The sequence below is a fragment of the Kosakonia cowanii JCM 10956 = DSM 18146 genome (assembly GCF_001975225.1).
Classification (GTDB): domain Bacteria; phylum Pseudomonadota; class Gammaproteobacteria; order Enterobacterales; family Enterobacteriaceae; genus Kosakonia; species Kosakonia cowanii.
The window spans coordinates 1,728,666-1,739,844 of record NZ_CP019445.1 but is presented as its reverse complement, the minus strand read 5'-3'; the positions used below and the strand labels follow the sequence as shown (position 1 = coordinate 1,739,844).

12 protein-coding genes and 1 other annotated feature are annotated in these 11,179 nt (G+C 56.0%); of the genes, 2 read left to right on the top strand and 10 right to left on the bottom strand.

Annotated features, from left to right (window positions below; genetic code table 11):
* The first annotated feature begins 232 nt into the window (after nucleotides 1-232).
* On the top strand, nucleotides 233-1,498 hold the full coding sequence (oxlT, locus tag BWI95_RS08050; protein WP_054803543.1) for an oxalate/formate MFS antiporter: 1,266 nt from the start codon (nucleotides 233-235) through the stop codon (nucleotides 1,496-1,498).
* A 106-nt stretch (nucleotides 1,499-1,604) separates the two neighbouring features.
* On the opposite strand, the gene BWI95_RS08045 is transcribed toward oxlT, so the two are convergent.
* From BWI95_RS08045 to ibpA, 4 genes are all read right to left on the bottom strand, one after another.
* Nucleotides 1,605-2,072 (bottom strand): PIN domain-containing protein, encoded by a 468-nt coding sequence (locus BWI95_RS08045; protein ID WP_076769294.1) that lies wholly within the window; start codon nucleotides 2,070-2,072, stop codon nucleotides 1,605-1,607.
* Nucleotides 2,072-3,205 carry an AAA family ATPase gene (locus tag BWI95_RS23605; RefSeq protein WP_076769293.1) on the bottom strand — a complete coding sequence of 378 codons (1,134 nt, stop codon included), beginning with the start codon at nucleotides 3,203-3,205 and terminating at the stop codon, nucleotides 2,072-2,074. The genes BWI95_RS08045 and BWI95_RS23605 overlap by 1 nt, the downstream gene beginning before the upstream one ends.
* 103 nt (nucleotides 3,206-3,308) lie before the next feature.
* On the bottom strand, nucleotides 3,309-3,740 hold the full coding sequence (gene ibpB, locus BWI95_RS08035; RefSeq protein WP_042715111.1) for a small heat shock chaperone IbpB: 432 nt from the start codon (nucleotides 3,738-3,740) through the stop codon (nucleotides 3,309-3,311).
* A gap of 108 nt (nucleotides 3,741-3,848) precedes the next feature.
* Nucleotides 3,849-4,262: a small heat shock chaperone IbpA gene (ibpA, locus tag BWI95_RS08030; RefSeq protein ID WP_042715112.1), complete on the bottom strand. Its 414-nt coding sequence runs from the start codon at nucleotides 4,260-4,262 to the stop codon at nucleotides 3,849-3,851.
* Nucleotides 4,256-4,327: a sequence feature (ROSE (Repression Of Heat Shock gene Expression) occurs in the 5'-region of heat shock genes and acts as an RNA thermometer to modulate expression.), on the bottom strand. Its footprint overlaps the gene before it by 7 nt.
* A gap of 247 nt (nucleotides 4,328-4,574) precedes the next feature.
* On the opposite strand from ibpA, the gene BWI95_RS08025 reads away from it, so the two are divergent.
* Nucleotides 4,575-4,904, top strand: coding sequence for a YceK/YidQ family lipoprotein (locus BWI95_RS08025; RefSeq protein ID WP_042715115.1), 330 nt, complete (start codon nucleotides 4,575-4,577; stop codon nucleotides 4,902-4,904).
* A 1-nt stretch (nucleotide 4,905) separates the two neighbouring features.
* Here BWI95_RS08025 and BWI95_RS08020 read toward each other — a convergent pair whose 3' ends face one another.
* The 6 genes from BWI95_RS08020 to dgoR all read right to left on the bottom strand — a co-directional run bounded on the left by BWI95_RS08020 (nucleotide 4,906) and on the right by dgoR (nucleotide 10,941).
* On the bottom strand, nucleotides 4,906-6,132 hold the full coding sequence (locus BWI95_RS08020; RefSeq protein ID WP_054803539.1) for a DUF3748 domain-containing protein: 1,227 nt from the start codon (nucleotides 6,130-6,132) through the stop codon (nucleotides 4,906-4,908).
* Between the two features lie 51 nt (nucleotides 6,133-6,183).
* Nucleotides 6,184-7,521, bottom strand: coding sequence for an MFS transporter (locus BWI95_RS08015; protein ID WP_076769291.1), 1,338 nt, complete (start codon nucleotides 7,519-7,521; stop codon nucleotides 6,184-6,186).
* A gap of 109 nt (nucleotides 7,522-7,630) precedes the next feature.
* A complete protein-coding gene (dgoD, locus tag BWI95_RS08010) occupies nucleotides 7,631-8,779 on the bottom strand; it encodes a galactonate dehydratase (RefSeq protein ID WP_054803538.1) in 1,149 nt (382 codons plus the stop codon).
* Nucleotides 8,776-9,393, bottom strand: coding sequence for a 2-dehydro-3-deoxy-6-phosphogalactonate aldolase (locus BWI95_RS08005; RefSeq protein ID WP_054803537.1), 618 nt, complete (start codon nucleotides 9,391-9,393; stop codon nucleotides 8,776-8,778). Before BWI95_RS08005 ends, dgoD begins: the two co-directional genes overlap by 4 nt.
* The gene (locus BWI95_RS08000; protein WP_054803536.1) at nucleotides 9,377-10,255 is read right to left on the bottom strand and encodes a 2-dehydro-3-deoxygalactonokinase; all 879 of its coding nucleotides are present in this window, start codon (nucleotides 10,253-10,255) and stop codon (nucleotides 9,377-9,379) included. Before BWI95_RS08000 ends, BWI95_RS08005 begins: the two co-directional genes overlap by 17 nt.
* Nucleotides 10,252-10,941: a D-galactonate utilization transcriptional regulator DgoR gene (gene dgoR / locus BWI95_RS07995; RefSeq protein ID WP_042715123.1), complete on the bottom strand. Its 690-nt coding sequence runs from the start codon at nucleotides 10,939-10,941 to the stop codon at nucleotides 10,252-10,254. Before dgoR ends, BWI95_RS08000 begins: the two co-directional genes overlap by 4 nt.
* Between the last annotated feature and the right edge of the window lie 238 nt (nucleotides 10,942-11,179).

The window sequence follows — 11,179 nt, the reverse complement described above, 5'->3', positions numbered from 1 at the left end:
AAGAGGGCAGTTTTATGGGCGATGACGCACAAAATGCAGGGCTTTTCGCGCCCTCTAATGTGGCGAACCGCGCACCATATAATGTGATGCTGCGCTCAATTAACGCATAGCTGAGGCGTTTACCCGCAGGTGAAACCCTGCGCCTGCTAACTATCTCCTGATGATTCGTGCGCTGGCAGGTTATGGCATGGTTAATGCACAACTCCACTTTTGTTAACAACAGGGTGGCAGAATGACAAATACAACCTTAACCAGCGTAGTGGTAGCAAGCCCGTCGAAGAAATGGGTGCAACTGGCGCTGGGCTTACTGTGCATGATCTCCATCTCCAGCCCGCAATATGTCTGGGCGCTGCTGGCAAAGCCGTTTATGGCAAAGCTGGGCGTTCCGCTGGCGGAGATCCAGCTAACCTTTTCACTGCTGATTATTCTGCAAACCTTCTTTTCCCCCTTCCAGGGCAAGCTGATTGATAAGTTTGGCCCGCGCCGGTTGATTGCCATTGGTACCGTGCTAAGCGGCGCGAGCTGGATGCTGACGGCGAACATCAGCAGCCTGACGGGGCTCTATCTCTGTTATGGCGTGATCGGCGGCCTCGGCACCGGCATTGTCTATATCGGCGTGGTCGGTTTGATGGTGCGCTGGTTCCCCGAAAAACGCGGCTTTGCCACAGGGATGGTGGCGGCAGGCTACGGCATGGGTGCCATCCTCACCACGTTTCCGGTAACGCAGTCGCTGGCCGCCAAAGGGCTGGAGAGCACGCTGTGGCAGTTCGGCCTGCTGATGGCCGCTATCGGTTTTATCGCCAGCCAGGGGTTACGCGCGCCGCAGCATGCCAGCGCGCAGCCGGTGAGCAGCCCGTTGAAGATGAGCGAGAAGAGCTTCGCGCCAAAAGAGATGCTGCGCAAACCGCTGTTCTGGCTTATGTTTATCATGATGACCATGATGTCCACCTCCGGGCTGATGGTCACCTCGCAGATGGCGATTTTCGCCGACGATTTCGGTATTACCGCCGTCACGGTGCTTGGCATGGCGGCGCTGCCGCTGGCGATGACCATCGACCGGTTTATGAATGGCTTAACGCGCCCGGTGTGCGGCTATATCTCGGACCGCATTGGGCGCGAAAACATGATGTTTGTCGCCTTCGGTCTGGAAGGGTGCGCAATGGCGCTGTGGCTGTTGTGCAAAGACGATCCGCTGCTGTTTGTACTGCTCTCCGGGGTGGTCTTTTTCGGCTGGGGCGAAATTTTCTCGCTCTTTCCGGCCACCCTCACTGACACCTTCGGCACGCAGCATGCCACCTCAAACTATGGCTGGCTCTATATCTCGCAGGGGATCGGCTCGATTTTCGGCGGCCCGCTGGCGGCGCTGCTCTATCAACAGACCGGCAGCTGGAACCTGGTGTTTGGCTGCGCGATCACGCTGGATATTCTCTGCGCGCTGCTCGCCCTCTTTGTGCTGAAACCGTGGCGCCAGCGCTTTTTGCAGAGCGTGCATGCTTAAATAAAAAGGCTCCGCATGCGGAGCCTTATCTGCCAGGTGGTGGCATGCCTTAGATTGCATCCTGCCGTGGGCCTGGTAAGCGAAGCGCCATCAGGCATTGGCTTTGTCAGAGGTTACTGGCTGCTACATCATAGGATTGATGTAGCAGACGGATGCGCCCGATATCGGAATCGTTGGAGCAGAGCTCAAGGCTGTTACAGTGCGCGCTACTGAAATGAAACACGTCAAACTTTCGTTTCTCCAGGTTACGTGCTGCAGCACCAGGTTGGGCCGCCTGCCAACTATCGAAACGGAACAGATTGGCCGACAGTTCAGAGATATCGCGCGTAATATCCAGCTCGGGAAAATCGTTCAGGGTGGCCTGAAGTTCATCAAAGTCCGCTTTATTCGACCAGCTGACGCCACGCAACACTTCATAGCGAATCAACGGCGTAATAAACAGCGCCACATCATTGTCAGCCAGTAGCTGAGTAAGCATAGTTATCGCGGAGGTTTTCATTTCCACAGATGTTCTGCCGCTTTTATCAAATGCTGCAATCAGAAGGTTGGTATCCAGCAAAACTCTCCGTGTCATTACTCTTTCTCCTGCTGGTTGAGCAAGCGTAATAAGTTCGCTTTTGCATCCTGCTGCTCGTCGGCGCTGCTGTTCTGAAGCTTCATCTGGTTTAGATCAACGCTGAATACATCTTTCAATATATCGGCCAGCGCGGCTTTATTCGGCGCGGCGATTTTTTTCGTCTTCACAACGCCATCACCGTCGCGATAGAGGTTATACGCTTCACCCTCTTTAAGCTGCGCGAGAACAACAGAGGAGTGCGTGGTGATGTAAAACGTCGTGTTAGGAAACAGCTTCTTGAGCAACGGCACGATATTCGCCTGCCAGGAGAGGTGCAGGTGGCTCTCTATTTCATCGATAAAGACAACGCCTTTCACCTTCTGAATATTGCTTTCATTGGTGAAATAGCCATAGCCGGAAACAATCGCCTGAATCAGTTTGAGGATAGAGGTAAAACCGGAGCTGAGCTGGCTTATTTCTCTCACCTGGCCGTCAACTTTCAGGCTCACCCGATCGTCACCGCTAATTTCCAGGAAGTGCGGGTCGATGCGTTGATCGATTTCATGCAGCAGACCCAGCACCGTCGAAATCTCAACTTCGCGGTTATCTTCACTCTTCTGCCAGCGGTTCGAAGAGCGCGCAATAGAAATAAACCACTCCTGAATACTGGCTGACATATTCATGGAGCCGAAATCGAACTGCATCTGTTTCGCCAGAGTCTGGAAATAAACATTTCTACGCGTCTCAAGCCCACCGAAAGCGATGTTTGGAATATCGTTTATTTGAGTAATCACTCCTCGAGATTGCGCGCCAAGAAACACAACAGGAAGATGATGACTTAATAAACCAGGCAAAAATTTGCGCGCAACCGGCCATGGCGGTGAATAGCTGCCTTGATTTTCAAGTATGGTTTTTTCAGGCCGATTTGTGGTGAATGATTTGAAGAACAAAAAAGCAGAGTCATGAGAAGTCAGCGATTTTTTTACCAGTTCATTATTAAAAAATAAGACCTGGAACATAGCTTCCAGCATTTTGGTTTTACCGACGCCGTTGGGGCCGATAAAGGTATAAATCCGCTGGTTAGGTTCAAGCCTAAGCTGCGCGCGCCCAACGCCGATAAGTCCTTCAATCTCAAGCTTTTCGCCAAGCATAGCTATCTCCTGAATGCCGCAATGGCTCCAGTGTATACCAGCCTGCAAAAGAAACAAAAAAGCCCTGCTCAGAAAGCAGGGCTTAGCGGTTTTATGCGCGGTTTTAGCTATTCAACGCCGGGCGCGAGCTGATGGCAATGCGCTGCGGTTCGGCGCTTTCGGGCACGTTGCGCAGCAGATCGATATGCAGCAGGCCGTTCACGAACGTTGCGCCGGAGACTTCCATAAAATCGGCCAGCGTAAAGCTCAGGGTAAAGGGCTGGATCACCAGACCCTGATGGAGCCATTTCGGTTCGTTGGCCGGTTTTTCCGGCGTGCCTTTAATGGTCAGCCGACCATTTTCCAGCTGAATATCCAGCTCTTGCTGGCGGAAACCGGCCAGCGCAAGGGTAATGCGGTAGTGGTTATCGTCGCTCTTTTCGATGTTATAGGGCGGGAACGCCTGCTGATCGACATTGGTGGTTTGCAGAGCGTTTGCCAGTTTGTCGAAGCCAATCCACTGACGCAGAAGCGGGGATAAATCGTAGTTACGCATTGTGTTTCTCCTTCAAAGAAGCGAGTGAATACCTGCGAGCTTTCGGCTCACATATGCCCCCTGTCGGCGAGCATGTCGGGAGTGGGCCGCGCGAGCGACCCGACGTAATTAGTTAATTTCAATACGGCGCGGTTTTTTCTCTTCCGGGATGACGCGCTCCAGTTCGATATAGAGCAGGCCGTTCACCAGGTTGGCGCCTTTGATTTGAATATTTTCTGCCAGCTGGAATTTACGCTCGAAGTTACGCTCGGCGATGCCCTGGTAGAGATAGGAGCGCTCTTTCTGTTCAGCGGCGTGGGAGCCTTTCACCACCAGCAGGTTATCCTGGGCGGTAATATCCAGTTCGCTTTCAGCGAAACCGGCCACGGCGATAGCAATGCGGTAGTGGTTTTCATCCACTAACTCAACGTTGTACGGAGGGTAACCGTTATTGCTCTGGTTCGGGTTGTTTTCCAGCAGGTTAAACAGGCGGTCAAAACCGATAGCTGAACGATAAAGCGGGGAGAGATCAAAATTACGCATAGTTAAAGCTCCTGAAATCAGCGAGTGTGTAAGACCTTCCATAATGGACCGATCTTCATGCCATATAGCCGAACACCCTTGCGGCATGTTCTGCGGCTACAGTGATAAAATGTGGCTGTCGCGAATTTTTTCAAGGGCAAATTTTTGACTTTTTTTGCACTTTCTCTGTCAGGGCATAGACTGGGGGTAGCCGCACAAAGGGTTAAAGTGCGAATGCCGCCACAGAGCGGAGCGCGAATGCTGTTGTTTTCGCAGGCGTAGGGCTATAAACGCCGTGACAGCATTCAGACAATAAACAACGATGATTAATCGATGATGAAAACGCGTTTGATAGTTTCTGCACTGGTTTGCGGAGTGATGGTCTCGGGCTGCTCCAGCGTGATGTCGCATACGGGCGGCAAGGAGGGGCTTTATCCCGGCACAAAAGCGAGTTCGTCGATGATTTCCGATGACGATACCGGCATCGGTATGAAATCGCTGGTGGCGCTGGATATGCCCTTTACCGCTCTTCTCGACACGCTGTTGATACCCTGGGATCTCTTTCGCAGAGATAACTCGGTGAAAGCGAGAGTCGAAAAGAGCGAGCGGGAAAATGAGGCTATCAACTCACTTATCCCGCCCGCGCCGATGCCGGTGCACTGATTTAATAACCGGTCTGCGTCATCCAGAGCTGGCGGAAACCGTCGGCCTCTTCCATCCAGGCTATCTGCTTACCGTCCGGTGAGAAGACCACCGCATCCCCGGAAGGGGGGTTGGTGTGATCGGCCGTCAAAAAGGTTATCTCTCCGCGCATCGCGTCACACAGCGCAATGCGGTTATCCAGCACAAACCCCAGCGCCTCGCCAGAAGGGTGCCAGTTAAACGCCGACTGAATCCCCGTCTCGCAGTGGGTTAGCTGCCGCGGCTCGCCGCCCGCCGGGCTGATTAACCAGATCTGCACAACGCCGTTGTCATCACGCATTAAAAAGGCAATCTCGCTCGCCTGCGGGTTGCTGCGCACCCAGTGGCGCGGCGTCGTGACCAGCCCCGGATAACGCCGGTGATGGGTGAAGGTGAGGCGCTGCTGCTGCACGCCTTTTGGCGGCGCGGGCAACGTCTGCTCTGTACCGGCCAGCGGCGCATCGCCCGCGGTTTTCCAGCCCTGTTCATCCGCGGGAAGATCGACAATAAACAGCTCCGGCACTTTTTCGCTGCTGACGGAGAGCGTATCGCCAATAAACGCCAGCCGCTGGTTGCCGACCCAGCCCTCTTCATAAGCACGATTGATCTCATCGCTGCCGGGCGCAGGCGTCGGCGTCGTGCGGCTCACCAGCACGCACCAGTGGCTGCCGCCATATTCACGCGGATGGGTGCAGGGCGGCGTTACCGGGCCAAACGGCACCGCTACGCCAACGTTGCGCAGATCCAGCGCCGGGTCGCGCTCATGCATTACGTGATCGTTATAGGTAAAGCTAATGTTCTGCCCGTTCGGGCTAAAGACATGCACGTGCGAGCCGCCGCGCAGCGCGCCGGGCGTGTAGGGCGAGGTGATATCCAGCGCATCAAGATTGGTTGTGCGGCCCTGCCCGGTTATTACGCCGCGCCGATGGTGGAAATCGTACTGCCATGTCTCATCCGGGTTTTCCGGGCCGTGAATAAACACATATTTCTGCGCTTCAGGGTGAACGGTCACCACGCCGACATGCGCGCCATCCGTTGCGGTATAGATCACCTCGACGTCGCCGGAGTGAACGTTGACGCGTTCGATGGTTTTGCCGGTAAAGGAGGCGCCGGAGGGGCGCACATCGAACACCAGCCACTGGCTGTCCGCCGTCCAGGTGTTGATATTGGTCAGTTGATGATTGCGCGGGGCGAAGGTGAGCTGTTTCATGAAAGTACCCTGAAGCCATAAACAGGCCTCAGGGTATAAGATTGCGTGGCGTTAGCCTACTCGCTTCACATCGCCGACCAGCAAAATGTAGGAGAGCGCGCCAATCAGCGCCACGGCGGAGATATAGACCAGCGCCGGGCCAAAGCCGTAATCCTGCGCCAGGTAGCCAATCACCAGCGGCACGGTAATGCCGCCCAGCCCGCCGACAAAGTTAAATACCCCGCCAGTCAGGCCAATCAGGCGCATCGGTGCCAGCGACGACACCAGCGACCAGGTGATCGAGGCAAAGCCGTTGCCGAAGAAGGCCAGCGCCATCAGCGTCATAATCCACACGGGATCGTTGGTGTAGTTCGCGCCCATAATGCAGGTGGAGATAAGCAGACCGCAAATAATCGGCGTTTTACGCGCAATACCCAGCGAATAGCCCTTTTTCACCAGCGTATCGGCGACCCAGCCGGAGAGCAGTACGCCAAAGAAGGCGGCCAGGAACGGTACGGTGGTCATAAACCCGGCTTTCAGCGCGGTGATGCCTTTCTCTTGCGTCAGGTAGTTCGGGAACCAGGTGAGGAAGAACCACAGCGTTGAGGTGACGGCGAACTGGCCGAGATAGACGCCAATCAGCTTGCGGTGGAACACCAGTTTCCACTCTGCTTTGGTCAGCGGCTGGCGCGCCTCTTTTTTTACCGGCGCATCGCCATCAATCAGGCCGCCGCCCGCTTTGATGTACTCCAGCTCTGCCTGGCTGATGTTTTTAGTCAGGCGCGGCGGCTGGTAGACCTTAATCCAGATCAGCGACCAGATAATGCCGATACCGCCGGTGATGATAAACACCCAATGCCAGCTCAGCAGCTCCTGGATCCAGATCAGCAGCGGGGTGAGAAAAGCCAGCCCGACAAACTGCCCGGAGGTGTAGAACCCCACCGCCGAAGCACGCTCCTGCTCCGGGAACCAGCTGGTCACCATACGGTTGTTGGTCGGGAAAGCGGGTGCTTCAAAAATGCCGGTAATCGCACGCAGGCCAATCAGCGACAGCAGGCCGCCGGCGAAACCCTGAAACAGCGTGGCGACCGACCAGCCAAAGATGGCGATGAAATAGGTAAGACGCGAACCGACGCGGTCAAGGAACCAGCCGCCGGGGATCTGGCAGAGGGTATAGAGCCAGGCGAAGGCGGAAAAGACGTAGCCCATCTCCGCTTTGCTAATACCGAACTCTTCCTGAATATGGGCAGAGGCCACGGCCAGGTTGGCGCGGTCGACATAACAAATAACCACCGTGATAAAGATCATCAGCAGCGTCAAATAGCGGCGACGCCCTGTTTTTGCAGTCGTTACAGAAATATCCATAACTGTCTGTCTCCGGGTTTTGGGCATGGCGAAGCCGCTCACCATGCCCTGTTAAATACAGAGGGTGTAGGAAAAAAATTATTTTTGATGTTCTGAATGCGCTAAATAGTTTGTTTAACCGCCAACGCACCGGCGGCGCAAAATATGACGAGCATTACCACTCGGCGACGGTACCGTCCGCATGTCGCCACACCGGGTTACGCCAGTCCGGCGCATTTTTGCTTAGCTCAATCACTTTCTCTTCGTCGATCTCTACGCCAAGGCCCGGCTTCATCAACGGCTTAAAGAAGCCGCCTTCCATATTGAAGTCCTCTTTGTTCTTCACGAAGTCGAGCAGTTCGGCACCTTTGTTGTAGTGAATGCCCATGCTCTGCTCCTGGAACACCGCATTGTGCGAGACGAAGTCGACATGCAGACAGGCGGCGAGCGCCACCGGGCCGAGTGGGCAGTGTGGAGCCAGCGCCACGTCGTACGCTTCCGCCATCCCGGCAATTTTGTAGCACTCGGTAATGCCGCCCGCGTGAGAGAGATCCGGCTGCAAAATCGCAATGCCGCCCGCTTCCAGCACGCGTTTAAATTCGAAGCGCGAGAACATACGTTCACCGGCGGCAATCGGAATATGGGTTTGCGCGGCAAGGCGCGGGTAATACTCCGCCTGCTCGGCCAGCACCGGCTCTTCAATAAACAGCGGGCGATAGGGCTCCAGCTCTTTAATCAGCACTTTCGCCATCGGCGCGCTGACGCGACCGTGGAAGTCGAGGCCAAACTCAATCTCGTTGCCAAATGCTTCGCGGATCTGCGCCACGGTATTGACCGCCGCATCGACTTTGCGCGAATCATCAATAATGCCTAACTCTTCGCAGCCGTTTAATTTAAAGGTGTCGAAGCCGATGGTGCGCAGGGTTTTGATGCCATCAATGACTTCTGCCGGACGGTCACCGCCGACCCAGCTGTAGGCTTTGATTTTGTCGCGCACCAGGCCGCCCATCAGTTGCCACACCGGTGCATTAAGCACTTTGCCTTTGATATCCCACAGCGCCTGGTCAATCCCGGCGATGGCGCTCATCAGGATCGGGCCGCCACGATAGAAACCTGCGCGGTACATCACCTGCCACAAGTCGTTGATACGAGAAGGATCCTGGCCAATCAGGTAGTCGCCAAGCTCATGTACCGCCGCTTCAACGGTGCGCGCACGCCCCTCGATCACCGGCTCGCCCCAGCCAACCACGCCTTCATCGGTTTCGATTTTTAAGAACATCCAGCGCGGCGGTAAGCGGTAAGTCGTCAGTTTGGTTATCTTCATTGCACAGCCTCTTGATACGCGTTAACAAATGCTTTCGCCTGCTCGATGGTGCGGCTTACCGGCTGCCCGGCGCGATAGAGATCGCTGCCCAGCCCGGCGCCAGCGCAGCCTGCCTGTAGCCACAGGTGCAGGTTTTCCGGCGTCACGCCGCCGACGGCAAATACCGGTACGTCCGCTGGCAGAACTGCTTTCAGCGCTTTGATGTAACCGGGGCCAAAGGCGGAGGAGGGGAAAATTTTCAGCGCCTGCGCACCGGCTTCAAGCGCAGTGAAGGCTTCGCTGGCGGTGGCGCAACCTGGGCAGACGGTCATGCCGTGGCTAACCGCGCGGCGGATCACCTCCGGCTGCGTATTCGGCGTGACAATCAGTTTGCAGCCCATCTCCGCCAGCCGATCAACCTGCTCCGGTTTCAGCACCGTACCGCCGCCGATCAGCGCGCGATCGCCGAAGTTCGCTACGATATCGCCAATACTGGTCTCCCAGTCGGGTGAGTTTAGCGGAATTTCGACGGCGTCGAAACCTGCATCGAGTATGGCGGCGACGTGCTCGCGCGCCTCATCCGGGGTGATGCCACGTAAAATGGCGATCAGCGGAAGCTTAGTTTGCCACTGCATGGGCAATCCTCCTGATACCTGCCTGAAATGCCGTGTCGCCATCCAGCGTGTTTACCGCCCGCCCGATGGCGCGAAAGGCGCGCTGATAGCGGGCAGAGAGGGATGGGCTGGCGACCAGCGTGATTGCCTGCGAACCGGCGAAGCGGGCGTTCATGGTCGCCACTTCACCGCCGATTAGCAGGCCCGAAAGGAATTCGCTCACCTGTTCGCGCGCAAGAGCGCCCAGCACATGGGCGGCGCGAACTTCAAAAAGCTGCGGCAGGATCTCAGGTGACGCGAGGCCGCGCGTCAGGCCTGCGTCGAAGGCATCATCACTGGCGGTTTGCTCCGGCAACCCTGCGCCCACCAGCGAGTGGCGCAGCAGGAGATGATGCAGTTCACCGGTCATTACGGTGCGAAAATCACGAATCTGATGCTCATCAGCCTCGACCCATTTGCAGTGGGTGCCGGGCATCACATACAACGCGGCGGGGGCAAGTTCGCTGGCGCCGAGCAACTGGGTCTCTTCGCCGCGCATCACGTTGTGATTGTCATCGCTGGAGACGCACAGGCCGGGGATGATCCAGACACGCTCTTTTACCTGGGTCAGCTGCTCGCCGATGCCGTCAAGCGAAGTCGGGCAGGGCAGATAGGGGGCGATTTTCCAGCCTGCGTTACTGCCGACCATGCCCGCCATCACTACCGGCGTGGTGTCGCTGCTCCAGCCCTCGGTCACTTCTGCTAACACCGCTTCGGGGGATCGTCCATTAAGTCGGGTTACACCCGCCTCAGAGTGCCTGCTCTCCAGGCAAACGCCATCCTGAAAATGCCAGGCGCGTAAGTTGGTGGATCCCCAGTCGATTGCGATGTAGCGAGTTGTCATGTAATTTCCTTCAACCTTCGTGTTGAGCTGGCGATCATGGTGAGCGCCGCCTGCTCTGCCGCTGTGCTGTCCTGATGCCGGATCGCATCGAACAGCGCCTTATGTTCCTGCAGGGTTTTCGGCATGTTCGCCTCATCCCCCATCCAGGTCCGTTCAAATACCGCCCGTTGCAGTGAGCTAATCGCCACACTCAACTGTTGCAGCACCGGGTTATGCACCGATTGCAATACCGCTTCGTGGTAGCGGATATCGGCCTCGTTAAAGGCATCCCGGTCCTGGTTGTTGGCGATCATGTCATTGAGCGCCGACTCAATATTTGCCAGGTCGCTGGAGGTAGCGCGCTCCGCCGCCCAGCGGGCGATGGCCGGTTCCACCAGGTTTCGCACTTCACTCATCGCGCTGATTAAGCGCGGATCGTAGTCGTGCTCCAGCACCCATTGCAGCACCTCGGTGTCGAGGTAGTTCCACTGGTTACGCGGGGCGACAAACGCGCCGCGATAACGCTTCATTTCAATCAGCCGCTTTGCCATCAGCGCGCGGTATACCTCGCGGATGATGTTGCGCGAGGTTTCAAACTCTTCGCACAGCTCAGCTTCGGCGGGTAACGCCGAGCCGGGGACATATTTGCCGCTAATAATCTGGCGGCCCAGCGAGACGATAATGCGGTCGGTTTTATTCATAGTCATAACGCGTCCTTAGCAACGGTTTCTCTGCCACTACTTTATCGCCTCTGCCGCAATTTCCCTCAACATTGAAGTACAAATATGCTGACTTCCCCGCAAGAGATGCCGCAATCGTAGTACAATCACTTTGTGCTGTACTACAATTTGGATCACAAAAACGACAATTGGTAAGCAAATTGTTATCAGAATGGTGCGCGGGGAAAAAAAACCCGCGCAGAGCGCGGGTCAGGGAGAGTGGGAA

Excerpts from the sequence above, each read along its gene's own strand:
- BWI95_RS08045 (WP_076769294.1), bottom strand. The coding sequence starts at position 2,072 with ATGACACGGAGAGTTTTGCTGGATACCAACCTTCTGATTGCAGCATTT.
- dgoR (WP_042715123.1), bottom strand. The coding sequence starts at position 10,941 with ATGACTATGAATAAAACCGACCGCATTATCGTCTCGCTGGGCCGCCAG.
- BWI95_RS23605 (WP_076769293.1), bottom strand. The coding sequence starts at position 3,205 with ATGCTTGGCGAAAAGCTTGAGATTGAAGGACTTATCGGCGTTGGGCGC.
- BWI95_RS08015 (WP_076769291.1), bottom strand. The coding sequence starts at position 7,521 with ATGGTGAGCGGCTTCGCCATGCCCAAAACCCGGAGACAGACAGTTATG.
- BWI95_RS08020 (WP_054803539.1), bottom strand. The coding sequence starts at position 6,132 with ATGAAACAGCTCACCTTCGCCCCGCGCAATCATCAACTGACCAATATC.
- oxlT (WP_054803543.1), top strand. The coding sequence starts at position 233 with ATGACAAATACAACCTTAACCAGCGTAGTGGTAGCAAGCCCGTCGAAG.
- BWI95_RS08005 (WP_054803537.1), bottom strand. The coding sequence starts at position 9,393 with ATGCAGTGGCAAACTAAGCTTCCGCTGATCGCCATTTTACGTGGCATC.
- BWI95_RS08000 (WP_054803536.1), bottom strand. The coding sequence starts at position 10,255 with ATGACAACTCGCTACATCGCAATCGACTGGGGATCCACCAACTTACGC.
- BWI95_RS08025 (WP_042715115.1), top strand. The coding sequence starts at position 4,575 with ATGATGAAAACGCGTTTGATAGTTTCTGCACTGGTTTGCGGAGTGATG.
- ibpA (WP_042715112.1), bottom strand. The coding sequence starts at position 4,262 with ATGCGTAATTTTGATCTCTCCCCGCTTTATCGTTCAGCTATCGGTTTT.
- ibpB (WP_042715111.1), bottom strand. The coding sequence starts at position 3,740 with ATGCGTAACTACGATTTATCCCCGCTTCTGCGTCAGTGGATTGGCTTC.
- dgoD (WP_054803538.1), bottom strand. The coding sequence starts at position 8,779 with ATGAAGATAACCAAACTGACGACTTACCGCTTACCGCCGCGCTGGATG.